Source organism: uncultured Sphingomonas sp. (genome assembly GCF_913062585.1).
GTDB lineage: Bacteria > Pseudomonadota > Alphaproteobacteria > Sphingomonadales > Sphingomonadaceae > Sphingomonas.
In genome coordinates, this window is record NZ_CAJXWX010000018.1 from 24945 (window position 1) to 49190 (window position 24246).

24 protein-coding genes are annotated in these 24246 nt (G+C 65.8%); 9 read left to right on the forward strand and 15 right to left on the reverse strand.

Translation table 11 applies throughout. From position 1 onward, the window contains the following. Positions 1-10 precede the first annotated feature (10 nt). Positions 11-2116, reverse strand: a complete 2106-nt coding sequence (locus QZ546_RS12450) for a TonB-dependent siderophore receptor (protein WP_294237941.1) — start codon at positions 2114-2116, stop codon at positions 11-13. A gap of 90 nt (positions 2117-2206) precedes the next feature. Continuing rightward, entirely contained in the window at positions 2207-3457 is a 1251-nt protein-coding gene (locus tag QZ546_RS12455; RefSeq protein ID WP_294237944.1) for an FAD-dependent oxidoreductase, read from the reverse strand. Between the two features lie 159 nt (positions 3458-3616). On the opposite strand from QZ546_RS12455, the gene QZ546_RS12460 reads away from it, so the two are divergent. Further along, positions 3617-3832 carry a DUF4170 domain-containing protein gene (locus QZ546_RS12460; protein ID WP_294237946.1) on the forward strand — a complete coding sequence of 72 codons (216 nt, stop codon included), beginning with the start codon at positions 3617-3619 and terminating at the stop codon, positions 3830-3832. Positions 3833-4058: 226 nt separating this feature from the next. Here QZ546_RS12460 and QZ546_RS12465 read toward each other — a convergent pair whose 3' ends face one another. The 5 genes from QZ546_RS12465 to carA form a co-directional block, all read right to left on the reverse strand. Next, positions 4059-4697: a rhomboid family intramembrane serine protease gene (locus QZ546_RS12465; protein ID WP_294237949.1), complete on the reverse strand. Its 639-nt coding sequence runs from the start codon at positions 4695-4697 to the stop codon at positions 4059-4061. A 4-nt stretch (positions 4698-4701) separates the two neighbouring features. Beyond that, positions 4702-5178 (reverse strand): transcription elongation factor GreA, encoded by a 477-nt coding sequence (gene greA / locus QZ546_RS12470; protein ID WP_294237952.1) that lies wholly within the window; start codon positions 5176-5178, stop codon positions 4702-4704. 94 nt (positions 5179-5272) lie between these two features. Continuing rightward, positions 5273-8605 (reverse strand): carbamoyl-phosphate synthase large subunit, encoded by a 3333-nt coding sequence (carB, locus tag QZ546_RS12475; RefSeq protein WP_294237955.1) that lies wholly within the window; start codon positions 8603-8605, stop codon positions 5273-5275. Beyond that, positions 8605-8874 carry a hypothetical protein gene (locus tag QZ546_RS12480; RefSeq protein WP_294237957.1) on the reverse strand — a complete coding sequence of 90 codons (270 nt, stop codon included), beginning with the start codon at positions 8872-8874 and terminating at the stop codon, positions 8605-8607. The genes carB and QZ546_RS12480 overlap by 1 nt, the downstream gene beginning before the upstream one ends. Next, the gene (gene carA / locus QZ546_RS12485; RefSeq protein ID WP_294237961.1) at positions 8871-10055 is read right to left on the reverse strand and encodes a glutamine-hydrolyzing carbamoyl-phosphate synthase small subunit; all 1185 of its coding nucleotides are present in this window, start codon (positions 10053-10055) and stop codon (positions 8871-8873) included. Before carA ends, QZ546_RS12480 begins: the two co-directional genes overlap by 4 nt. A 140-nt stretch (positions 10056-10195) precedes the next feature. On the opposite strand from carA, the gene QZ546_RS12490 reads away from it, so the two are divergent. The 6 genes from QZ546_RS12490 (at position 10196) to QZ546_RS12515 (ending at position 16740) form a co-directional block, all read left to right on the forward strand. Beyond that, positions 10196-10648, forward strand: a complete 453-nt coding sequence (locus tag QZ546_RS12490; RefSeq protein WP_294237965.1) for a GatB/YqeY domain-containing protein — start codon at positions 10196-10198, stop codon at positions 10646-10648. 239 nt (positions 10649-10887) lie between these two features. Then, positions 10888-11223 carry an endonuclease domain-containing protein gene (locus QZ546_RS12495; RefSeq protein WP_367113531.1) on the forward strand — a complete coding sequence of 112 codons (336 nt, stop codon included), beginning with the start codon at positions 10888-10890 and terminating at the stop codon, positions 11221-11223. A 190-nt stretch (positions 11224-11413) separates the two neighbouring features. Then, positions 11414-13261, forward strand: a complete 1848-nt coding sequence (gene dnaG, locus QZ546_RS12500; RefSeq protein ID WP_294237970.1) for a DNA primase — start codon at positions 11414-11416, stop codon at positions 13259-13261. A gap of 142 nt (positions 13262-13403) precedes the next feature. Beyond that, positions 13404-15431, forward strand: coding sequence for an RNA polymerase sigma factor RpoD (rpoD, locus tag QZ546_RS12505; RefSeq protein WP_294237973.1), 2028 nt, complete (start codon positions 13404-13406; stop codon positions 15429-15431). A 135-nt stretch (positions 15432-15566) separates the two neighbouring features. Further along, complete coding sequence (locus tag QZ546_RS12510) at positions 15567-16025, forward strand: GNAT family N-acetyltransferase (protein ID WP_294237977.1); 459 nt, start codon at positions 15567-15569, stop codon at positions 16023-16025. Between the two features lie 73 nt (positions 16026-16098). Continuing rightward, the gene (locus QZ546_RS12515; protein ID WP_294237979.1) at positions 16099-16740 is read left to right on the forward strand and encodes a peptidylprolyl isomerase; all 642 of its coding nucleotides are present in this window, start codon (positions 16099-16101) and stop codon (positions 16738-16740) included. Between the two features lie 235 nt (positions 16741-16975). Here QZ546_RS12515 and rplS read toward each other — a convergent pair whose 3' ends face one another. The 4 genes from rplS to QZ546_RS12535 are packed head-to-tail and all read right to left on the reverse strand — an operon-like array spanning position 16976 to position 18743. Beyond that, the gene (rplS, locus tag QZ546_RS12520; RefSeq protein ID WP_230481476.1) at positions 16976-17368 is read right to left on the reverse strand and encodes a 50S ribosomal protein L19; all 393 of its coding nucleotides are present in this window, start codon (positions 17366-17368) and stop codon (positions 16976-16978) included. Positions 17369-17378: 10 nt separating this feature from the next. Further along, on the reverse strand, positions 17379-18098 hold the full coding sequence (trmD, locus tag QZ546_RS12525; RefSeq protein ID WP_367113529.1) for a tRNA (guanosine(37)-N1)-methyltransferase TrmD: 720 nt from the start codon (positions 18096-18098) through the stop codon (positions 17379-17381). Beyond that, positions 18095-18478: a type II toxin-antitoxin system VapC family toxin gene (locus QZ546_RS12530; protein WP_294237989.1), complete on the reverse strand. Its 384-nt coding sequence runs from the start codon at positions 18476-18478 to the stop codon at positions 18095-18097. The genes trmD and QZ546_RS12530 overlap by 4 nt, the downstream gene beginning before the upstream one ends. Next, positions 18471-18743, reverse strand: coding sequence for an AbrB/MazE/SpoVT family DNA-binding domain-containing protein (locus tag QZ546_RS12535; RefSeq protein ID WP_294237990.1), 273 nt, complete (start codon positions 18741-18743; stop codon positions 18471-18473). Before QZ546_RS12535 ends, QZ546_RS12530 begins: the two co-directional genes overlap by 8 nt. 86 nt (positions 18744-18829) lie before the next feature. Here QZ546_RS12535 and QZ546_RS12540 point away from each other — a divergent pair, with 86 nt between their 5' ends. Then, positions 18830-19738: an NAD(P)/FAD-dependent oxidoreductase gene (locus QZ546_RS12540; RefSeq protein WP_294237992.1), complete on the forward strand. Its 909-nt coding sequence runs from the start codon at positions 18830-18832 to the stop codon at positions 19736-19738. On the opposite strand, the gene rimM is transcribed toward QZ546_RS12540, so the two are convergent. The 4 genes from rimM to ffh all read right to left on the reverse strand — a co-directional run bounded on the left by rimM (position 19728) and on the right by ffh (position 22407). Beyond that, positions 19728-20186, reverse strand: a complete 459-nt coding sequence (rimM, locus tag QZ546_RS12545; RefSeq protein ID WP_294237995.1) for a ribosome maturation factor RimM — start codon at positions 20184-20186, stop codon at positions 19728-19730. The two genes, QZ546_RS12540 and rimM, sit on opposite strands and share 11 nt — an antisense overlap. 7 nt (positions 20187-20193) lie before the next feature. Next, complete coding sequence (locus QZ546_RS12550; protein WP_294237996.1) at positions 20194-20334, reverse strand: hypothetical protein; 141 nt, start codon at positions 20332-20334, stop codon at positions 20194-20196. A 108-nt stretch (positions 20335-20442) separates the two neighbouring features. Beyond that, on the reverse strand, positions 20443-20826 hold the full coding sequence (rpsP, locus tag QZ546_RS12555; RefSeq protein WP_294237998.1) for a 30S ribosomal protein S16: 384 nt from the start codon (positions 20824-20826) through the stop codon (positions 20443-20445). 57 nt (positions 20827-20883) lie between these two features. Then, entirely contained in the window at positions 20884-22407 is a 1524-nt protein-coding gene (gene ffh / locus QZ546_RS12560; protein ID WP_294238000.1) for a signal recognition particle protein, read from the reverse strand. Positions 22408-22650: 243 nt separating this feature from the next. Here ffh and QZ546_RS12565 point away from each other — a divergent pair, with 243 nt between their 5' ends. Further along, positions 22651-24219, forward strand: coding sequence for an EAL domain-containing protein (locus QZ546_RS12565; RefSeq protein WP_294238002.1), 1569 nt, complete (start codon positions 22651-22653; stop codon positions 24217-24219). Positions 24220-24246: the final 27 nt, after the last annotated feature.

Genomic DNA, 24246 nt, shown 5'->3' on the forward strand with positions numbered 1-24246 from the left:
AGACCCTGTTTCAAAAGGCGAGGCGCGCCGAAACCCGGACCGTGCGCGGGGCGCCGGGATAGACCCAGACCGGGCTGTACGAACTCATCGCATAATGGACATCGAACAGATTGTCCGCCTCCGCGCGCACGGTCAGCGCGGGCGTCACGCCGATCTCTCCCGCGATCTTGGCCTTGGTATAGGCGGGCAGGCGCAGGCCGCTGCTGTCCACCGCGCCGGCCCGGTCGCCGACATAGGCCGCGCCCGCCGTCACCGACCAGTCGGTGCCCCAGGGGGTCGGATAGCGACCGACCACAAGAAGCGTTCCGGAATGTTTGGCGACGTTCAGCACGTCCGGCGTGGCGAAGGTCCGGTCGTCGGCGCGAGCGTCGATATAGGCGTAATTGGCGACCACTTGCCAATGCCCGGCGAGGTTCAGCGAGGCATCCAGCTCGACGCCCCGGCTCTTCAACGACCCGACCGGTGCCAGGAAATTGGGATCGACCGGATCGTTGGTCAGGATATTGCGCTTTTCGATATCGAAGAAGGTCGCCGCCACGTTGATCCCGCGCCACCGCCCCGCAACACCCAGTTCATAGCCCTTTGCCTCTTCGGGACCGAAAGCGGCGCCTTGCGGATTGGCCGTATCAGGGCGTCCGCTCCCGGAATTGAGCAGATAGGACTCGCCCCAATTGGCATGAACCGCGACCGTGTCCGTCAGGCGATACCGGGCGCCGACCCGGAACTTGACCGGATCGCCCGTCACCTCGGTCGTGAAGCCGGTCAGGTTGCGCCGCAGCTTCTGGCGATACGCATCATAGCGCACGCCACCGGTCAGGGTCAGCCGCGCGCTGACATCCCACATGTCCTGAAGGTAGATGGCCCCGGCGACCCGAGTCTCGCGCTGATCAGTGAAGGGCAGGACCGTCGGTGCCGGCTGGCCATAGACGGGGTCGAACACATTGACGGCATAGGGGTTGGCGGCGTTCGGGCTCCGGCGCCGCAGCAGTTCCAGATAGTCGAGCGTATAGCCTTTGACGCCCAGGCTGGGGTGATGCACGCCCCACGCCTCGAACCGCCCCGCCAGTTCCAGTCGGGCCGACAGGTCGGTGGACTCGTAACCGCGCTCGCGCCGCTGCCGCCACAGGGTCGTGTTGTTCACCAGCCGCGACTGGTCGCTGGATAGGCCGCGCAGCGTGGCATAGCGCCAGACCACGCCGCCGTTCAGCGACCATTCGCCCCCCAGCCCCTGCTCGCCGGTCAGTTGCAGCCGCGTGTTGCGCGCGCGCGTCAGGCCATCCTTCGGCTCGCCGAAATAACGGTTGGCGGGCACCGCCAATGCATCGCCCCGGATAGCAGCCACACCCCGGTCGAAGGCGGAGTCGAAGGTCGTATATTCGGCCAGCGCGGTCAGCTTGGTATCCGCCCCCGGCGCCCAGGTCAGCGACGGGGAGACGACACGGCGCGACGGGTTGGTGAAGTCGCGATAGCCGTCCGAATCCTCGCCTGCCACCACGATCCGGCCCGCCAGCGTGGCGGACAGCGGCCCGGTCACGTCCAGTTCGGCGCGCCGCGTGTCGAACGATCCATAAAGGACGGTCGCATTGACGGCGGAGGTGAAGCGCGGCGTCTTCGACACGATGTTGACGCGCCCGGCCGGGTCGATATCGCCGAACACCGCGCCCGAGGGGCCCTTCAGCACCTCGATCCGCTCGGTCGTCGCCGGGTCGCGCGGCGGTGCCAGGCCGCGATTGGCCAGGAAGCCGTCGATATAATATTCCGCCCCGCCATCGGGCGTGCCCAGAAAGCCCCGGATCGCAAAATTGTCGATGAAGCCGCCGCGGTTATTCTGCTGACTGATCCCGCTGAACAGCTCCAGTGCGTCCGACAGGCGGTATGTGCCATTGGCCACGAGCAGATCGCGCTCCAGCGAGCGGCTCGATTGCGACATGCGCCGCGTGAGCAGATCGGAGCCGAGCGTGGTGTCGCGATCCGAGCGCGTCCCCAGCACGACGATATCGCCGTGATCGTCCTCGTCCGACGTCGCCTGCGCCAACGCGGGCACGGCGCCCAGGATCAGGGCGAGCAAGGACAGCGGCGCAAGCCGCCGAGCAATGGATCGGTGGTAGATGGACATGCAATTCTCCCGTGACGGCGCGCATATCCGGGCAATTGCATTGTTACAACATATCATGACGGAAATTTTATTCGGAGGCGCCCCGTCCGCTCATCCGGCCAGTTTCGGCCACAGCGTCTTGAGCGGCTGCGTCGCATCGGCCAGCGCCTTGACCGACAGGACCGCACCGTCGGCGACCAGCGCCTTGCCCTGCACAAAGTCGCGCATCGCATTGACACAGTCTAGCGCGATCACCCGGCCACCGCGCAGATAGACGACCGAGAAGCTGCGCGTCGCGGGATCGCCGCGCAGTATCGCCTGGTCATGGCCGATCGACAGCCCGACCGTCTGCAGCTTCAGGTCATATTGGTTCGACCAGAACCACGGCACCGCATGATAGGCGACTTCGCGCCCCATGATCGTCCGCGCGACGACCATGGCCTGGTCATTGGCGTTCTGTACGGACTCCAGCCGGATCGTCGCGCCATCGGCAAAGGCATTGGCATGGGCGGCACAGTCCCCGATGGCGAAGACATGCGACAGGCTCGTCCGCCCCTGCGCATCGACCGTCACGCCATTGTCCCCCGCCGCCCCGGCCGCGATCAGCGGTTCCACGGCGGGCACGATGCCGATGCCGACGATCACCATCTGCGCCGGCAGGACGGACGCATCCGCAAGGCGGACGCCGCTGACATGCCCCTCCCCCTCGATGCCGTCGACCTGCTCGTTCAGCCGGATGGTGACCCCGTGCGCGCGGTGCTCCGCCTCGTAGAAGCGCGACAGCGCCTCGCCCGCGACACGCGCGAGCACGCGGTCCTGCGCCTCGACGATGGTCACATGCTTGCCGAACTTGGTCAGCACGGCTGCCGCCTCCAGGCCGATATAGCCGCCGCCGATCACGACGACCTCGCGAACCGAGGGCAGTTCCGCGACCAGCCGGTCGACATCGGCGCGGGTTCGCACCGAATGCACGCCGCGCAAGGCATGGCCCTCGCAGCTCAGCCGGCGCGCATGGCCACCCGCCGCCCAGATCAACGTGCCATAGGCGATCCTTTCGCCGGCCGCGCTGGTCAGGCACCGCGCCTCGCCATCGACCGCGACGATCCGCTTGCCCAGCCGCAGCGTGACATCGCGCTCGGCCCAGAAGCGTTCGGGCCGGATCAGGATACGCTCGAACGGCTTGTCGCCGGCCAGATATTCCTTCGACAGCGGCGGCCGCTCATAGGGCGGGACATCTTCTTCCCCGACGAGCGCGATCGTGCCGCCGAAACCCTCCTGCCGCAGCGCGATCGCGGCCTGTGCGCCCGCATGGCCGGTGCCGACGATAACGATGTCGTAAGAGGAACTATGCTGCTGGGTCATGGCGTCACCCTAGGATGGAAAGACCGCGCCTGCCAATGACTGACCGTTGCCAAGGGACCGTTACCCGGGGACCGTTACAAAGTGCTGCGCGTGCGAAAGAGCGTCTTCAATCGAAGAGCGCTTGCCGCTAGGGTCCAGCGTAAACCCTCAGGAGACACCATGAGCAAGCTGCACCTCGTGTTCGGCGGCCGCGTCAGCGACCCGCAGACCCTTGATTTCGCCGATCCCTCGAACCTCGAAGTGGTCGGTATCTTCCCCGACTATGCCAGTGCCGAAAAGGCATGGCGCGCCGCCGCGCAGCGGACCGTGGACGATGCGGAGATGAAGTTCGTCGTGGTGCATCTGCACCGGCTTCTGGAGCCGACGCTGGGCTGATTGGTTCGGAGCGAAGTCGGGGGCGTGGCCTTCGACTTCGCTCAGGCTGAACGGCGGTGGGATGGGAAACTGGTCCTATCAACCCCGAACGCCACACACCCCAGCCCTCCGTTCACACTGAGCGAAGTCGAAGTGCACGGAAAGACGGCTGGTGCCGGGCGGAGTTGAAGCATGGCCTTCGACCCCGCTTGGGCTGAACGAAGGGCGGGATAAGACCCGACCCACCTCAGGCGTTACGATAGCGCCACAACAGCAAGGGCTTGGCGAATAGCAGCCCTGCGATGAACCCACCGATATGCGCGGCCACCGCAATCGCGCCCATGCCCATTCCGGCATAGCCAAGCAGCAACTGGATCCCGATCCACCCCGCCGCCAGCCACAGCACATGGACGAACTCCGCCGACAGACCAGCAAAGCCACGGGTCGCGCGCCGCCGTCCGAACAGCAAGGCATAGGCGCCGACAATGGCCGAGATCGCGCCGCTCGCGCCGATCATCGGCATCGGTGAGCCGGGATCGGGGAAATATTGCGCCAGCGCCGCCGCGTAGGCGCCGACGACATACAGGATCGAAATCCCGCGCGGACCCAGCGCGCGTTCGGTCTGTGCGCCGCAATAGACCAGCATCACCAGATTGAAGGCGATATGCCCGAAGCCGCCATGGACCAATGTCGCCGTCAGCGGCGTCAGGATGGTCGGCACCGCAAAGCCGAAGTCCGAGGGCAGCGCCGCGCCTTCGAAGCGAAGGGGGATGAACCCCGCCGCGACGGCCGCATCCGGCACCATCCCGGTCAGGATGAGGATCAGCGACACGGCCGTCGTCACGACCGCGATGGCCATCGTCGCCCGCGCCGCTGTCCAGTTCATAAGATCAGATGAACTCGATCTTGTTGACGAGGTAATAGCGGTCGCCCGACGGCACCGTCACCTCGACCTCTTCCTCGACCTTGCGCCCGATCAGCGCACGGCCCAGCGGCGAGTTGTAGCTGATCCGGCCGGTCTTGGCGTCCGCCTCGGTCTGGCCGACGATCTGATATTTGACCGGTTTGTCGTCCTCGTCGAGCAGCGTGACGGTCGCCCCGAACACGATCTTGTCGCCCGACAGGTCCTTCGGGTCGATGATCTGCGCGCGGCTCAGCTTGTCCTCGATGTCGGCGATCGTCGCCTCCACCTGGCCCTGCCGTTCCTTGGCCGCATGATATTCGGCGTTTTCGGACAGGTCGCCATGAGCACGCGCTTCCTCGATCGCGTCGACGATCAGCGGCCGCTCTTCTTTCAGACGCCGCAGGTCCTGGGTGAGCTTGTCATAGCCCTCCTGGAGCATCGGCATCTTTTCGACGGTCGCCATATTCCTAGTCCCCAATTCCATACGCATTCCCGGTACGGACCGCCCCTCCGAATGGAAGAGCGGTCCGCCAGCACATCATGTTCTCATGTCGGGATCAGTTGTGCGAACGCGAATAGTAGGATTGCAGGGGGCGTACTTCAAGACCATGGCTGCCAGCAGCCGCAATAGCCTTGGCCGCCTCGACGCTGGCGGGTGCGGTGGTGAAGTACGGAATCTTCTGCCCCAGCGCCGCCTGGCGGATCGGCTTGGAGTCCTTCAGGCTCTGCCACCCTTCCGTCGTGTTGAAGATCAGGGTGATGCCGCCGTCCTTGATCCGATCGACGATATGCGGCCGGCCCTGCGCCACCTTGTTGATCTTCTCGACCGGGACACCGGCGCGATCGAGATAATCGGCGGTGCCGCCCGTCGCCACGATCGCGAACCCGGCCTCGGCCAGCAGCTTGGCGGCGGGGAGGATATGCGGCTTGTCGCTGTCCTTCACGCTGATGAACACCGCGCCTTCCGTCGGCAGGACGGTGCCCGCGCCCAGCTGCGACTTGGCGAAGGCGGTGGTGAAGTCGGGATCGATGCCCATGACCTCGCCCGTCGACTTCATTTCCGGCGACAGCACCGGATCGACGCCGGGGAAGCGCGCGAAGGGGAAGACCGCTTCCTTGACCGCATAATAATCGATGTGGCGATCGATCTGCGGCAGGTCGGCCAGCTTCTCGCCCGCCATGACGCGCGCGGCGATCTTGGCGATGGGCGTGCCAATCGCCTTGGCGACGAAGGGTACGGTGCGGCTGGCACGCGGGTTGACCTCGATGAGGTAGACCTGACCGTCCTTCACCGCGAACTGGATGTTCATCAGGCCGCGCACGTTCAGGCCACGCGCGAGCGCCTCGGCCTGCCGTTCGATCTCGGCGATGATCTCCGCCGACAGGCTGTAGGGCGGCAGCGAGCAGGCCGAGTCGCCCGAATGGACGCCCGCTTCCTCGATATGCTGGAGCACGCCCGCCACGACGACCTGGTCGCCGTCGCAGATCGCGTCCACATCGACCTCGATCGCATCGCGCAGATACTGGTCGATCAGCACCGGGGCATCGCCCGACACCTGCACCGCCGTCTGGATATAATCCTCCAGCTGCTGGGGCCCGTCGACGATCTCCATGGCGCGGCCGCCCAGCACGAAGCTGGGGCGCATCAGCACCGGATAGCCGACCCGCTCGGCGACGATCAGCGCTTCCTCGCGGCTGCGCGCGATGCCGTTCTTGGGCTGGAGCAGCTTGAGCTTGTCGACCAAAGCCGCGAACTGCTCGCGGTCCTCGGCCAGGTCGATCGCGTCGGGGCTGGTGCCCAGGATCGGGATACCCGCCGATTCCAGCGCGCGGGCGAGGTTCAGCGGGGTCTGGCCGCCGAACTGCACGATCACGCCGACCAGCTCTCCTCGCGACTTCTCGACGTCCAGAATGGCGAGAACGTCCTCGGCGGTCAGCGGCTCGAAATAGAGCCGGTCCGAGGTGTCATAGTCGGTGCTGACCGTTTCCGGGTTGCAGTTGACCATGATCGTCTCATAGCCCGCATCCGCCAGCGCGAAGCAGGCGTGGCAGCAGCAATAGTCGAACTCGATCCCCTGCCCGATCCGGTTCGGACCGCCGCCGAGAATGACGATCTTCTTGCGATCGCTGGGCACCGCCTCGTCCTCGGGCTCGCCGAAGGTCGGGGCCTCATAGGTCGAATACATATACGGCGTCTTGGCGTCGAACTCCGCCGCGCAGGTGTCGATCCGCTTGAAGACCGGACGCACGCCCAGCTTGTGGCGATGCTCGCGCACCTCCTGTTCGGTGACGCCGCCGGTCATCATCTTGACGACCTCGTGGATCAGCCCCGAGCCGCGCGCGATGCCGCGATCCATGCCGCGCAGGTTCGCCGATTGCAGCGCCAGATAGGCCAGCCGCTTGTCGGAGAAGCCCATCGCCTTCAGGCGGCGCATTCCGGCCGCATCCTGCGGCAGGCCGTTCTGCATCACCTCGGCCTCGGCCGCGACGATCTCGGCGATCCGCTCCAGGAACCAGGGATCATATTTGGCGATCGCATGGACCTCGGCGACGGTGAAGCCTTCGCGCAGCGCCTGCGCCGCGACCAGCAGCCGGTCCGGGGTCGCCTTGGCCAGCGCCGCCTCGATCTCGGCACGGGGCGCGCCGACCAGATGCTCGACATCGTTGAAGCCGCTGAGACCCGTCTCCAGGCCGCGCAGCGCCTTCTGCATGGACTCGTGGATGTTGCGGCCGATCGCCATGACCTCGCCGACCGACTTCATCGCGGTCGACAGATAGGGCTCGGAGCCCTTGAACTTCTCGAAGGCGAAGCGCGGGATCTTGGTGACGACATAGTCGATCGTCGGCTCGAACGAGGCCGGGGTCGCGCCGGTGATGTCATTCTCGATCTCGTCCAGCGTATAGCCGACCGCCAGCTTGGCCGCGACCTTGGCGATCGGGAAGCCGGTCGCCTTCGACGCCAGCGCCGAAGAGCGCGACACGCGCGGGTTCATCTCGATGACGATCAGGCGGCCGTCCTTGGGATTGACCGCGAACTGCACGTTCGAGCCGCCCGTCTCCACGCCGATCTCACGCAGCACCGCCAGGCTGGCGTTGCGCATGATCTGATATTCCTTGTCGGTCAGGGTCAGCGCAGGCGCGACGGTGATCGAGTCGCCGGTATGGACGCCCATCGGATCGATATTCTCGATCGAGCAGATGATGATAGAGTTGTCGTTGCGATCGCGCACGACCTCCATCTCATATTCCTTCCAACCGAGGAGCGATTCCTCGATCAGCACCTCGGTCGTCGGCGAGGCGTCGAGCCCGGCGCGGACGATCGCGATGAACTCCTCGCGATTATACGCGACGCCGCCGCCGGTGCCGCCCAGCGTGAAGCTGGGGCGGATGATGGCGGGCAGGCCGACCTTCTCCAAGCCTTCCAGCGCCTCCGCCTCGGTATGCGCGATCGCCGAGCGGGCCGATTCCAGCCCGATTTTGTCCATCGCCAGACGGAATTTCTGCCGGTCCTCGGCCTTGTCGATCGCCTCGGCATCGGCGCCAATCATCTGGACGCCGAACTTCTCCAGCGTGCCGTCATGGAACAGCGCCAGCGCGGTGTTCAGCGCGGTCTGGCCGCCCATGGTCGGCAGGACGGCGTCGGGACGCTCCTTCTCGATGATCTTGGCGACCACCGCGGGCGTGATCGGCTCGACATAGGTCGCGTCGGCCAGCTCGGGATCGGTCATGATCGTCGCCGGGTTGGAGTTGACCAGGACGATGCGATAGCCCTCTTCCTTCAGGGCCTTGATCGCCTGCGTGCCCGAATAGTCGAACTCGCACGCCTGACCGATGACGATGGGCCCCGCGCCGATGACGAGGATGGAGGAGATGTCGGTGCGTTTTGGCATTACTTTTCTTCCGAAGCTTGTGCGTTGCCGATGAAGCCGATCTTGTTCATCGGCACGACGGCGCTGACTTTCTTGAGCACGCACTCAATCTTGGCGAAATCGGCATTCGGGCTTCCCCGAAACACGACCTCACGGCCTCTCAGCACCAACCAGCTGCGCGGCGCGTGACACGCGTCAGCCATGGCGTTCAGGTCAGCCTGACTCACCTGACGCTGGGGCCGGGTCGGTTGCGCCGCGACCTGCAAGGCAAGTGCGAGCAGCACGCTCATTTCCGAAGCGACCCCACGAACCGCTCAAACAGATAGAAGCTGTCCTGCGGCCCCGGTGAGGCTTCGGGGTGGTACTGGACCGAGAAGGCCAGGCGGTCGGTCAGTTCCAGACCCGCATTCGACCCGTCGAACAGTGACACATGCGTCTCGCGCGCATTGGCGGGCAGCGTCTCGCGCTCGACCGCGAAGCCGTGGTTCATGCTGGTGATCTCGACAAGACCGTCGGACAGGCGCTTGACCGGGTGGTTCGCGCCGCGATGGCCCTGGTGCATCTTGGTGGTCTTGGCGCCGACCGCCAGACCCAGAAGCTGGTGGCCCAGGCAGATGCCGAATAGCGGCTTGCCCGTGTCGAGCAGCTGGCGGATCACCGGCACCGCATATTCGCCCGTCGCCGCCGGATCGCCGGGACCGTTGGACAGGAAGATGCCGTCCGGGTTCAGCGCCATCACATCCTCGAACGAGGCGGTGGCGGGGACCACCGACACCTTCGCTCCGGCCTGGACCAGGTTGCGGAAGATGTTGTGCTTGCTGCCATAATCGATCGCGACGACGTGCGGACGATCCGTACCCTCGGCCCCGGCATAGCCGAAGCCCAGCCGCCACAGGCCGCCTTCGCGCGTCTCGCCCCAGCCATAATGCAGCTCGGTCGACACGTCCTTGGCGAGGTCCATGCCCTCCAGGCCGGGCCAGGCGCGCGCCTTCTCCAGCAGCGCGGCGATATCGAACTCGCCCGACGCCGAATGCGCGATCACGCCGTTGGGCGCGCCGACGGCGCGGATACGGCGGGTCAGCGCGCGGGTGTCGATGCCCGCCAGGCCGATGCGGTTGTGCCGCGCCATCCATCCGGCGAGGTTTTCCATCGCGCGGAAGTTGGACGGGGCGGTCGGATCCTCGCGGACGATCATGCCCAGCGCGTGCGGCGCGTCCGCCTCGATATCGTCGGGGTTCGCGCCGACATTGCCGATATGCGGGAAGGTGAAGGTGATGATCTGGCCCGCAAAGGACGGATCGGTCATGATCTCCTGATAGCCGGTCATCGCGGTGTGGAAGCACACCTCTCCGACGGCATCACCCTCGACGCCGAAACCGCGTCCCCATAACACGTCTCCGTTCGCCAGAACGAGAACGCCCGTGGCGCCTTCAGGCTTTTCGGGCATGGCGAATGGCTTGGCGTCGGCCATGATCGGCGGGCACTCCTGCTAAAATGTCTGCAATGTCGCTAAGTGGCGTCCGCTAGGGCCATCGGGCGTTCGCGTCAACCGGTTCACGGAATTGGTTCCATCGGCTATCGTTCCCGCCTTTCAGACAAGACGGAAAAAACATGATTCGCGACGACATCAAGGCCGCGCAGGTGGCCGCCATGAAGGCTGGCGACAAGGAAAGCCGCGCCGCCATCAGCCTGATCCAGGCCGCCATCAAGAACCGCGACATCGAACTCCGCACCGGCGAAGCGCCCGCCGACGACGACATGGTCGTGATCGAAGTGCTGCAGAAGATGGTCAAGCAGCGCCGCGAATCGATCGCCATGTACGAACAGGGCGGCCGCCAGGAACTGGCCGATGCCGAAAAGGCCGAGGTCGCGGTGATCGAGCGCTTCCTGCCGCAGACGCTGACCGAGGACGAGACCAAGACCGCGATCGAGGCGATCAAGGCGGAGATCGGAGCGAGCGGGATGAAGGACATGGGGCGCGTCATGGCCGAGCTGAAGGCGCGCCATGCGGCGGTGCTGGATATGAGCAAGGCGAGCGGGCTGGTGAAGGCTTCGCTGGCGTGATTTAGGGCTCGCGGGGATGGACCGGCCTAATCGCAAGCGTGGTCCCCTCCCCCAGCCCCTCCCGCCTGCGGGAGGGGAGCCCGTTGCGCCTGGTGGAGAGGGTTGCCCGCCACCCAATGCGCATCCCCTCCCGCAGGCGGGAGGGGACCGAGGGGAGGGCCCCCCGGCCTTTCCGCGAGGACCGCCCTACGCAGAAAGCGCGGGAACTCCGCCTCAACCCGACCGACGCGGAACGGCGATTGTGGCGAGCACTGTCGAGGCGCCAAGTGGCCGGGGTCCGTTTCAACCGGCAGGTGCCGATCGGCCCCTATATCGCCGACTTCGCCGCGAGATCGGAAAAGCTGATCGTTGAAGTCGATGGCGGCCAGCATGACGAACGCGCTGCTTACGATGAAGCCCGGACCCGCTATCTCGAAACCCGGGGCTGGCGTGTCCTTCGCTTCTGGAACAACGACGTTATGGGCAATCTGGAAGGTGTCGTAGCGACCATCGAGCGCGCGCTCGCCGAGAGCCCCTCCCCTCGATCCCCTCCCGCCTGCGGGAGGGGAAGCGCCGGTGGCAACCGCAATCCCTGAACAACTCCCCTCCCGCGGGCGAGTTTCAGGTCGGTCATGCCCACGGCATGACCTAAACGATGTGGGACATCGTTTACCTGAAACCGGGCTGGGGGAGGGAAAAGCCCCACACGTTCGAGAGCCGGGAACCCACCCCCACCCCTTGCCAAAAACCCCCTCTTGCGCTACCCATTATAATCGCGAGGACGCCATGAGCCTGACCCCGCAATTCCTTGACGAGCTACGTGCTCGGACCAGTCTGTCGGCGCTGATCGGCAAAACGGTGAAGCTGCAAAAGGCGGGCCGGGAATATAAGGGCTGTTGCCCTTTTCATAACGAGAAGACGCCCAGCTTCTACGTCAATGACGACAAGGGCTTTTACCACTGCTTCGGCTGTTCGGCGCATGGCGATGCCATTCGCTGGATGACCGACCAGCGCGGCCTGCCCTTCATCGACGCGGTCAAGGAACTGGCGCAGGCGGCAGGCCTGGAAGTCCCCGCACAGGACCGCCGCGCTGCGCAAAAGGCGGAGCGCGCCAAGGGACTGCACGACGCGATGGCGGATGCCGCCGCATGGTTCTCCGAGCAGCTGGGCGGCTTGTCCGGCGGCGATGCGCGCGAATTGCTGACCCGCCGCCGGGTCACGCCGGAGACCGCGCGCACCTTCGGCCTGGGCTTCGCGCCCGACAGCCGGGGCAAGCTGAAGGCCGCACTCAAGGATTATGGCGACCCGGCGCTCATCGAGTGCGGGCTGCTCATCAAGGTCGACGGCAAGGACCCGTACGACCGGTTCCGCGGCCGGTTGATGATCCCGATCCGCGACGCGCGCGGGCGGGTGATCGCGTTCGGCGGCCGGATCATCGGCGACGGCGAGCCCAAATATCTCAACTCGCCCGACACCCCGCTCTTCGACAAGGGGCGCACGCTCTACAATCTCGACCGCGCCGCGCCTGCGGTGCGCAAATCCGGCCGCGTGCTGGTGGTCGAGGGTTATATGGACGTGATCGCGCTGGCCCAGGCGGGGATCGCGGAAGCCGTCGCGCCGCTCGGCACCGCGCTGACCGAGAACCAGTTGGAGCGGCTATGGCGCATGGTCGACGTGCCGACGCTCTGCTTCGACGGCGATGCGGCGGGGCAGAAGGCCGCGATCCGCGCCGCGCATCGCGCGCTGCCCCTGCTCCAGCCGGGCAAGAGCCTGTCCTTCGTCACCCTGCCCCAGGGACAGGACCCCGACGACTTGGTCCAGGAAAAAGGCGCGGCGGGGTTCGAGGCGGTGCTGACCCGCGCCATGCCGCTCAGCGACCTGCTCTGGCAGTCGGAGATCGCGCAGGCCCAGACCGATACGCCCGAGGGGCGCGCCGCGCTGAAGCAACGGCTCGAGGAACTGGCGCAGCAGATCCCGCACAAGGATCTGGCCTACGAATATAAGCGCGCGATGATGTCGCGCTATTTCGACATCTTCGGCATCCGGCGGGTCAATGCGGCGGCGGTGCATCAGGCGGTGGCCGAGGCCAATCGCCATGTCGGGCGCGGCGTCGAATACAGCCTGAAGCGCGCGGTGCTGCTCGGCCTGATGCGCTATCCGCATGTGCTATGCCGCTATATGGACGAGATCAGCCGGTTGGACATGGGCGACCGCTATCTCAACGACTGGCGGCACCACCTGCTCGACGCGGCGGTCAACGACCCGCATCTGTCGCGCAAGGACGCGGCCGAGGCTGAGAGCCTGATCGAGCAGATCATGGCGACCACCGATGTCCACCCGATCGACGCGCGCGACTATACCCGCGACCTGGCGTTCAGCTTCTTCAGCAAGATGTCCGATCCCGCCATCGCCGTGCGCGATCTGGAAAAGATCATCGAGGTCATGCTGGAGGAAAGCGAGACGCGCGCGAACCGCGAACGCGCGGTGCAGGCGTTCCAGGCCGACATGACCGAGGATCGCTTCGCCGAGCAGACGCGGTGCCACGCCGCGCACGCGCAGTCGCTCGACCAGCTCTATAGCTGGCTGGAGGCGGCGCGCGACCTGGCGGATAAGCAAGCCGGGGAGGCCGCTTGATACAGCATCCCCCGAACCCCATATCCGGGGCATATCGGGCGCGCGGCGTCCACACTGGAAAATTACGCATGGCCCCCTCACCCGCTTGCATGAATGGCGAGCGGTGTGACAGAGGCCGGGCTCGGAACCCTGAGGGCATTTGATGGCGAAGGCGAATATGGCGGCGGATACGACCGACACGACGGAAACGGGCGATGCGCCGCTGATCGACCTGAACGAGGCATCGATCAAGAAGCTGATCGCGCGCGCCAAGAAGCGCGGCTACATCACCTACGATCAGTTGAACGAAGCGCTGCCGCAGGACCAGATGTCCTCCGACCAACTCGAGGATATCATGGCGGCCCTCAACGAGATGGGCGTCAATATTGTCGAGAATGAGGAGCAGGGCGAGGACGGCGAGACCGAGGAAGAGGCCGACGACGCCGATACCACGGATGGCGACGCCGATTCCGGTCCTCAGCCCGAGGCGAAGAAGAAGGAAACCGTCGATCGCACCGACGATCCGGTCCGCATGTACCTGCGCGAGATGGGCGCAGTGGAACTGCTGTCGCGTGAGGGCGAGATCGCCATCGCCAAGCGGATCGAGGCGGGTCGCGACACAATGATCCTGGGGCTGTGCGAAAGCCCGATCACCTTCAACGCGATCATCGACTGGTCGACCGCGCTGAACGAAGGCACGATGCAGCTGCGCGAGATCCTGGATCTCGACGCCATGCTGTCCAAGGACGCCGGCCCGGAAAATCTGGGCGAGGAGGACGAGGACGATAATGGCGAGATCAGCGCCAAGAACGCCGGTCCGCAGTTCAAGGAAGAAGAAGAGCCGGAAGAGCCCTCGATCGACGAGGAAGACGGCGAGGGCGGCGAGCGCCGTGGCCCGCGCGCCGAGGACGAGGAAGAGGACAACACCCTCAGCCTCGCCCAGATGGAGGAGACGCTGAAGCCTCAGGCTTTGGAGAAGTTCGCCAACATCACCGCGATCTACAAGAAATTCTCGAAGATCCAGCAGCAGCGTCTGGAGTCGATGGCGCTGGGCGGCGAGCTGTCGTCGGCGGACGAGCGCAAATATCACAAGCTGCGCGAAGAACTGACCGCCGAGGTCGAGAGCGTCCAGTTCCACAACGCCAAGATCGAATTCCTGGTCGACCAGCTCTATGCCTATAACCGTCGCCTGACCGCGCTGGGCGGCCAGATGCTGCGACTGGCCGAGCGGCACAAGGTCAACCGCAAGGACTTCCTGGACCGCTATCTGGGTCACGAGCTGGACGAGAACTGGCTCGATACGGTCCGGGGCGTCGACAAGAAGTGGGGCAACTTCGCCACCAACGAAGCCGCCACGGTCGACCGCATCCGCAGCGAGATCGCCGAGATTTCGCAGCAGACCGGCATGGCGCTGACCGAATTCCGCCGCATCGTGAACATGGTGCAGAAGGGCGAGCGCGAGGCGCGTATCGCCAAGAAGGAGATGGTCGAGGCGAACCTGCGCCTCGTCATCTCCATCGCCAAGAAATACACCAATCGCGGGCTTCAGTTCCTGGATCTCATTCAGGAGGGCAATATCGGCCTGATGAAGGCGGTCGATAAGTTTGAATATCGCCGCGGTTACAAATTCTCGACCTATGCCACCTGGTGGATCCGGCAGGCGATCACCCGCTCGATCGCCGACCAGGCCCGGACCATCCGCATCCCCGTCCACATGATCGAGACGATCAACAAGCTGGTCCGCACCAGCCGCCAGTTCCTGCACGAGCAGGGCCGCGAGCCGACCCCGGAAGAGATGGCCGAACGCCTCTCCATGCCGCTGGAGAAGGTGCGCAAGGTGATGAAGATCGCCAAGGAGCCGATCTCCCTCGAAACGCCGATCGGCGACGAGGAGGATTCGCACCTGGGCGACTTCATCGAGGACAAGAACGCGGTCATCCCGGTGGACGCGGCGATCCAGGCGAACCTGAAGGAAACGGTCACCCGCGTCCTCGCTTCGCTGACGCCGCGCGAGGAGCGCGTGCTGCGGATGCGCTTCGGCATCGGCATGAACACCGACCACACGCTGGAAGAGGTCGGCCAGCAATTCTCGGTCACGCGCGAGCGTATCCGCCAGATCGAGGCGAAGGCGCTCCGTAAGCTGAAGCACCCCAGCCGCAGCCGCAAGATGCGCAGCTTCCTCGACCAATAAGGTCGTTTCGATACGAACGAAAAAGCCGTCGACCCCAGGGTCGGCGGCTTTTTTGTTTGCCTCATGATGTCGTACCCGTCCGAACCACGATAGACAGGGTCGACCCGGGCCGTGGCGCGCCGGACAAGGAGTGACATGGACATTCGCCTGGACGATCCGACCGCCCCGCATGTCGCCGATCTGCTGGCCTATCACCTCCACGATCTGCGCAGCGTCATGAGCGAATTCGCCTTCGCGCTCGACGCCTCCGCGCTGGCCGCTCCCGGCATCGCGTTCTGGACGATCTGGGACGGCCCGACGCTGGCCGGTTTCGCCGCGCTGAAGCAACTCGACCCCACACATGGCGAAGTGAAATCCATGCGGGTCGCCCCGGCATTTCTGGGCAAGGGCGTCGGTCGCAAGTTGCTGAACCACATCATCGCCGAGGCGCGGCACCGGCATTATCACCGGATCAGCCTGGAGACGGGCACCGCACCGCTGCATCAGCCCGCGGTCGCTTTGTATCGCAGCGCAGGGTTCCTTCCCTGCGATGCCTTCGCCGATTACCAGCCAAGCCCGCACAATCAGTTCTTCGCGCGCGATCTGACCGGCTGATCGGGGCCGCCACTCGGCGCATCCCATGGGTTTGGGCTCCACAATCGCGGCCGGGGGCGATAATCCCCGCTGGATGAAACGCCTGCTCCCGCTGATCGCCCTGCTGACCGCCGCCGCGCCCGCGAACCAGAATGTGCCCCGCCCCGGCTATGTGCGGGTGCAGATCAACACCTCCGAAGGGCCGATCGTCGTCGCGCTCGATGCGCGCCGCGCGCCCGCAACGACCAAGAATTTCCTAGCCTATGTCGACGATGGGCGTTTCGACGGAACGCTGTTCTACCGCACCGCACGGGACAAGCGGGATCCGAAAAAGGGCTTCGTCCAAGGCGGCATCCGCACCGACGCGCGCCGCATCCTGCCCCCCTTCCCGTTGGAGACCACGGCGAAGACCGGGATCAAGCATCTGGACGGCACCATCTCGATGGCGCGGGGCGCGACGCCGCAATCGGCGGGCGGCAATTTCGTCATCACCGTCGGCCCCGCCCCCGGCCTGGATGCACGGCCGGGTTATGACGGCTATGCCGCGTTCGGCCATGTCGTGGCGGGCATGGACGCGGTGAAGAAGATCCTCGCCAAGCCATCGGGCGGCGGCATGGACGCGATGAAGGGGCAGATGATCCTGCAACCAGTCAAGGTCTTCAACGTCAAGCGACTGGACGGCAAACCGCAGCCGACCGGCGAGCCGAAAATGTGGCTTTATAATTTCGGGGGGTAACCAGCCCCTTCCTCCGTTCAGCCTGAGCGTAGTCGAAGGCCACGCTCCGACATCCGCCAAGGGCTGGCCTGCCGCCCGTTGGATAGGACATCCCTTGGCCTTCGACTTCGCTCAGGCTGAACGGGGGGCGGTATTTTCTCCGGACCAAACACGCCTTGGGACAAAGAAAAAGGGCGGCGGCACCGCTGGGTGCCACCGCCCTTTCCTGTCGAACCGCTGGGGTCCGCCGCACCGATTACTCGGCGGCGGCAGTGCCCTTGGCCGGACGCGTATCGCGACGCTCGGCGATACGCGCCGACTTGCCGGTGCGACCACGCAGATAGTACAGCTTGGCACGACGCACGGCGCCCTTGCGGACGACCTCGATCGAGTCGACGTTCGGCGAGTAGAGCGGGAAGACGCGCTCCACGCCCTCACCGAAGGAGATCTTGCGGACGGTGAACGACGAGCCCATGCCCTTGTTCGCGCGGGCGATGCAGACGCCCTCATAGAACTGGACGCGGGTACGCTCGCCTTCGACGACCTTCACACCGACCTTCAGCGTGTCGCCGGGGCGGAATTCGGGGATCTTCTTCGTTTCGTTGAACTTGGCGATCTGCTCAGCTTCGATCTGCTGGATCACGTTCATAACCAATTCCTCAATCGTCGCCGCGCGCCAGAGGGCGACCGACCCGAACGCCCTCATGACGTTCCCAAAGGTCCGGCCGCCTTGACCGTGTATCCTCGCAAGCCCGGGCATGACGCCAGGCCGCGATTTTCGCATGATCCCCCGATCGCAGCACTTCAGGGATCGTGCGCCCTTCCCACTCGGCAGGACGGGTATATTGCGGATATTCGAGGAGGCCGCTTTCGAAGCTTTCCTCGACTCCACTGGAAGCCGCGCCCATTACGCCGGGAAGCAGCCGAACGCAAGCGTCGAGCAGCACCAGCGCCCCCATCTCACCGCCCGACAGGATATAGTCGCCGATCGACACCTGCTCGATGCCGCGCGCCTCGAACAGGCGTTCGTCGAAGCCTTCGAACCGGCCGCATAGCACGGTGATGCCCGGCCCCGCCGCCAGCTCGCGCACGCGCGGCTGGGTCAGCGGGCGCCCGCGCGGCGTCATCGCCAGCACGGGCCGGTCGTCGGCCACCGAGTCCACCGCCGCTGCCAGCACATCGGCGCGCAACACCATGCCCGCACCGCCCCCTGCCGGGGTATCGTCGACCGAGCGATGCTTGTCGGTCGCAAAGTCGCGGATCTGCACCATCTCCAGCGCCCAGCGATCCTCGCGCAGCGCCCGGCCCGCCAGCGAGTGTCCCAGCGGTCCAGGAAACATCTCCGGATACAGCGTCAATATCGTTGCGCGAAAGGTCACAGCGTCCAGTTCTCGATGGTCAGGCCGGGGATGTCGGCGAAGTCGGCTTCGTTGTTCGTCACCAGTGTCAGCCCGGTCGCGAGGGCATGGGCACCGATCAAGCGATCGAACCGCCCTCGCCGGAACGGTATCGTCGCATAGGCCGAAGCCGCCTGTCGGTCGAACGGCAATATCGGCACACGATCGAAAAAGCGATCAAATGCCGCGATCGCTTCCGTACCGTGCCGCTCCAGCCCGCGCATGATCTCGGCATAGGTAATGGCGGATGCCACTGCATCACCCGGTTCGCAGGTGGCCAGTCGTTGCGCCACCCGCCCGTCTGCGTCGCGCAGGACATAGATGCAGATATTGGAGTCGAGCAGATAGCGCGGCTCAATCACGGCCGAGGAGCTTCCCATCCCAATCCAGCGGGCGCGGCTCCATTTCAAAATCCTCGCGCTCGATCGGCTTCAGCCACGGCATGGAGCCTGCGATCCCCGTCAGGTCGATCGTCTTGCGCGGTGCCTGGGCGGGCTCGAACACATACCGTCCCTGTTCCTCGCGCAGGGTCATTTCCGTTCCCTCGGTCAGACCCAGCGCGGCGGGGAGACGCAGCGCCAGCGAGTTGCCCGAGCGGAAGACCTTCGCCTGGTAATCCTTGCCCATATCACCTCCGTATATACGTTGCGTATATACATCACCCAGCGCGAAACGCCAAGGAACGTTGCGCCGCCTGACGCTTTGCCCTCGCCATGGACGATTGCATCATCATCGGCGCCGGACCCGCCGGACTGACCGCTGCCATCTATCTCGCGCGCTATCACCTGCGCATCCGCCTGTTCGACAGCGGATCGAGCCGCGCCGCGATGATCCCGTGCACCCATAATCATGCGGGCTATCCCGAGGGGATCAGCGGCAAGGCGCTGCTCGCCCGGATGCACGAACAGGCGCGCCGCTATGGCGCGAATTGCATCCCGCACCGCGTGACCGGCATCCACCCCGAGGATGGCGCTTTTCGCGTCACCACCGATGAGGCGGACTATAGCGCGCGCAGCGTCCTGCTGGCGACCGGGGTGGTCAATCATCGCCCCCGCCACCTGCTGCCCGACGTGCACGACCCGGCACTGGAGCGTGGCCTGATCCGCTATTGCCCGGTCTGTGACGGCTATGAGGTAACGGACAAGCGGGTGGGCGTGATCGGCACCAGCGACCATGGGATGCGCGAGGCACTGTTCCTGCGTGGCTTTACCCGCGACGTGACGCTGATCGCGCCGGAGGCCGCGCATGAACTCGACCCCGAATGCGCTCGCGCGCTGGACGAGGCGGGGATCGCGCGGATCGACGGGCCCTGCGCCGGCTGGGCGATCGAGGGGGACCAGATGGCGCTCGACACCGCGCAGGGACGGATGCGCTTCGACAGCGTCTATCCCGCCCTGGGCTCACGCATCCGGTCGGAACTGGCGATCTCAGCGGGCGCGAAGGCGGACCCGAGCGGATGCCTGGAGGTCGACGATCATCAGCGGACCTCGGTCCCCGGGCTGTTCGCGGCGGGGGATGTGGTGAAGGGGCTGGATCAGATCAGCCACGCCATGGGCGAGGCCGGGGTCGCGGCCACGACGATCCGCAACATGCTCAACGCACAAACGCCGATCAGGCGATAAAGGCGCGGTCCACGATCAAACGATTCTGATCCCATTCGGGCACCGCTTGCGCATTCATCGGCACCATGAAGCGGCGGCCATCGGGGCGTTCGATCTCGAGCACGTCGCCCGCGCCGAAATTCTCGATGAGCGCGACATGGCCCAGCTCCTCGCCATCGCTGGCGATGGCAGACAGGCCGATGATGTCGGCATGATAATATTCGCCTTCCTCCAGCGGAGGCAGGGCAGAGCGCGGCACCGTCAGTTCCGTACCGCGCAGCGCTTCGGCGGCGTTGCGGTCGGCGACTTCGGCAAAGCGCGCGATGACACCGTTCGAACCGTCACGCGCCGACTTCAGCGTCAGCGCGCCGCCATTGAACGCGCGATAGTCCGACAGGTCGTCGGCAAAGACCTTCAACCGAACCTCGCCCGTAATGCCGTGCGCGCCGATGATGACGGCCAGCGTCACGTGCGGCTCACCCGTCGGGCGAGTCGTCGTCCCCGTTGGGGGCGTCGTTTCCGCCTTCGGCGGGGTCGGGCGCGGAGACGCCTTGGTTGGTCGCGTCGTCATGATCGTCGGGTGCGGTCCGGGGATCGGGTTCGGTCGGCGGGGTCATGCGCATCTCTCCTGAAGCCATTGGCCTTGGGAAACGCATGACCCCGTATCCGGTGCCTTGCCCCACCCCGATCGCGATCGACCGGGGCAGCGCAAGGCCGAAAGCGACTTACGCTTCGGCGGTTTCGGCCGGCGCGTTCGCGGCTTCCTCGGCGGCCTTCAGCTTCTCGGCACGCTCTTCGGCGCGCTCGGTGGCCTTTTCGCCGGGCTTGCCCTTGTTCGGGTTGTTGCGAGCGGCGCGCTCACGGACACCGGCGGCGTCCAGGAAGCGGGCGACGCGGTCGGTCGGCTGCGCGCCATTGGCCAGCCAGTGCTTCGCGCGCTCGGCGTCGAGCTGCACGCGCTGGTCATTGTCCTTGGCGAGGAGCGGGTTGTAGTTGCCGATCTTCTCAATGAACTTGCCGTCGCGCGGCGCACGGGCGTCGGCCACCACGATGCGGTAGTAAGGGCGCTTCTTCGAGCCACCACGCGACAGACGAATGCTGAGAGCCATATTTCAGTCCTTGGAGTAAAAAGTTCAAATTACCGGCAATTCCGTCCGGCGCGGGGGTTATTTCTTCTTCAGGAGATTTTCGAAGCCAGGGGGCAGCTTCGGCATGCCCTCGGGCAGCTTGCCGCCACCCGCGCCCATGCCGCCCATGCCCGGCAGGCCGCCACCGCCGCCCGCCTTGTTGAGCATGTCGCCCATCTGCGGACCGCCCAGTGCGTTGCCCAGGCCGCCGAGACCGCCCTTGCCGAGCATGGCCATCATGCCCTTGATGCCGCCCATCTTCTTGATCTTCTTCATCGCCGTGGACATTTCCTGATGCATCTTCAGGAGCTTGTTCACGTCCTGCACCGTGGTGCCGGATCCCTTGGCGATGCGGATCTTGCGCTTGGCGTTGACCAGCTCGGGCTTGGAGCGCTCCTTGGGCGTCATCGAGGTGATGATCGCATCCATGCGGAGCAGGATCTTGTCGCCACCGGCATCGTTCAGCGCGTTCTGCGCCTTCTTCATGCCCGGCATCATGCCCGCCAGCGCGCCCAGCCCGCCCATGCGGCGCATCTGGGCCAGTTGGCCGCGCAGGTCGTTCAGGTCGAACTGCCCCTTGGCCATTTTCATGGCCATGCGCTCGGCATCTTCCTGCTGGATCGTCTCGGCGGCGCGTTCGACCAGCGACACGACGTCGCCCATGCCGAGGATTCGGCCCGCGACACGCTCCGGATGGAAGGCTTCCAGCGCGTCCATCTTTTCGCCGACACCAGCGAACTTGATGGGTTTGCCGGTGACCGCACGCATCGACAGCGCCGCACCGCCGCGCGCATCGCCGTCCATACGGGTCAGCACCACGCCGGTCAGCGGCACCTGCTCCGAGAAGCTGGACGCCACGTTCACCGCGTCCTGGCCAGTCAACGAGTCGACGACGAGCAGGATTTCCTGAGGCTGGGCGATCTCCGCCACCGCCTTCATCTCGTCCATCAGCGCCTGGTCGACGTGCAGACGACCGGCGGTGTCGAGCATCAGGACATCATAGCCCTGCAGCTTGGCGGCCTGCATCGCACGACGCGCGATCTCGACCGGCTGCTGCCCTGCGATGATCGGCAGGGTCGCGACCTCGACCTGGATGCCCAGCGTCGCCAGCTGCTCCTGCGCGGCGGGGCGATTGACGTCGAGCGACGCCATCAGCACCTTCTTGCGCTCGCGGCCCATCGCACCGCTCGATAGACGGCGGGCGATCTTGGCGGTGGTCGTGGTCTTGCCCGAGCCCTGAAGTCCGACCATCATCACGACCGCAGGCGGCGTGACGTCGAGCAGCAGCTCGCTGGCATCGGCGCCCAGCATCGCGACCAGCGCGTCATGGACGATCTTGACGACCTGCTGACCCGGGGTGATCGAGCGCAGGACGTTCTGGCCGATCGCCTGTTCGGTGACCTTGTCGACGAAGTCGCGCGCGACGGGCAGCGCGACGTCGGCTTCCAGCAACGCCACGCGCACTTCGCGCATCGCGGTGCGGACATCCGCCTCGGTCAGCGCGCCACGGCCGCGAAGGCGGTCGAATACGCCGCCAAGCCGATCGCTCAAGCTGTCGAACATCGCCTCACCTCGTCAAACCCGGCCCGGAGCGTCCGGCCCAAAAACCCGTGTCGTACCGCCAAACACAAAAGCGCCGGCGGGCGAAACCTCGCCGGCCAGCGTGCACCCTTGGGCGCTTCACTTTCACATCCCGAAACGGAACTTGGGGCGGCTCTTATGGGAAAATACCGCCGGACGCAAGCGGGAGGCAGGCGGACGCGGCGTTAACGAGTTGTATACTCCTGACATGCGAGCAAATCCTTCATGCCCGGCTCGCCCCAGACTGCCGCCAACACGTCTGCTTCCGCTCGCTTTTTTGCGGCGGGCGTGGCGGGCGGCACGCTGTTGCTGGCGGTGGCGATCCTGTTGATCGAACTGGGTTTCGATCTGCCCGCCAAGATCCTGCTCTTCGTCACTGCCACCGCCCTGACCCTGTTATATCGGCGGCTCCCCACCCTGCGGCTGTCGCGTTCGCCCGACCTCGACCAGCAGGACCCGCTGACGGGCCTGTCGATCCGCCGCCATTTCCAGATCGCCGGACAAGCGATGATCGAGGCCGGTTCGCGGCGCCAGCGCGGCTTTGCGCTGTTGCTGGTCGATATCGACCGGTTCCGCGCCATTGCCGGATCATTCGGCCATGAGGCAGGCGACACGCTGCTCCAACATGTCGCCAAGACCATTCGCGGCGAGGCCCCGTCCGAGGCGATCGTCGCGCGGTTCGAGGGGGATTGTTTCGGCTGCCTCATTCCCTTCGACCTTCGAGGCCGCGACCGTATCGAGCGACTGGCCGACCGGCTGGCGATCCGGCTGGCCCAGCCCATCCGGCTGGCCGATCAGGAGTTTTCGCCGCGCGCCACCATCGCGCTGACCCGGGTGGACCCTCGGGTCGAGCCCCGGATCGACCAGGCTGCGCCAACCATCGACCAGCTGGCCCGCCAGGCCGATCTGGCGCTGATCGCCGCCAAGGCGCGCGGCGACGGCCGCCCGCTTCGCTTCACCCCCGCGCTCGAGGAGGCGATGGCCGAGCGCAATGCGATCATCACCGATCTTCGCGCGGCGCTGGCCCAAGGCGACATCCACCTGCGGTTCGAGGCGCAGATCGATCTGGGCACCGCGCGGCTGACCGGGTTCGAGATATCGGGGCATTGGGATCACCCGACGCTAGGCCGGATCGGCGCCGACCGCTTCATGCCGATCGCCGAGGCGTGCGGCCAGTCGGGCGAGGTCTCGCTCTCGCTGATGCGCCAGGCGATGGCCGCCGCGCGCGACTGGGATCCGTCGATCACCCTGTCGATCCCGCTAGCCGCCTCGCAGTTTCAGGACGCATGGCTGGCGCAGAAGATCATCAAGACGCTGACCGAATGCGGCTTTCCGGCGCACCGGCTGGAAATCGAGATCACCGAAAGCGCGCTGTTCGCCAATCTGGCCCTCGCCCAGTCGATCGTCGTCAGCTTGAAGAATCAGGGAATTGCGCTGGCGCTCAACGATTTCGGCAGCGGCTATTCCAGCCTTTCGCATCTCCGCGCCCTGCCCTTCGACCGGGTGCGGGTCGATCCGAACTTCATCGGCGATATGGCCGCCGATCCCGATTGCCGCGCGATCGTCTCCGCCATCGTCCAGCTGGGCGACAGCCTGCACCTGCCGATCGCCGCCAAGGGCGTGCACGATGCCGAGATCGAGGCACGGTTGCGCGAGATCGGCTGCTCGCATGGCCAGGGTTCGCTCTATGGCCCGCCGCTCGACCTGGCGCAGGTGCGCCAGCTTTTGGCGGAGAAGCGCCTGCTGGTCGGCGCCTCCGCGGCGCCGCTCGCCAGCCCGCGCCTGGCCGGGTAAGACAGGCCCGGCGACCCCGGTCACGCC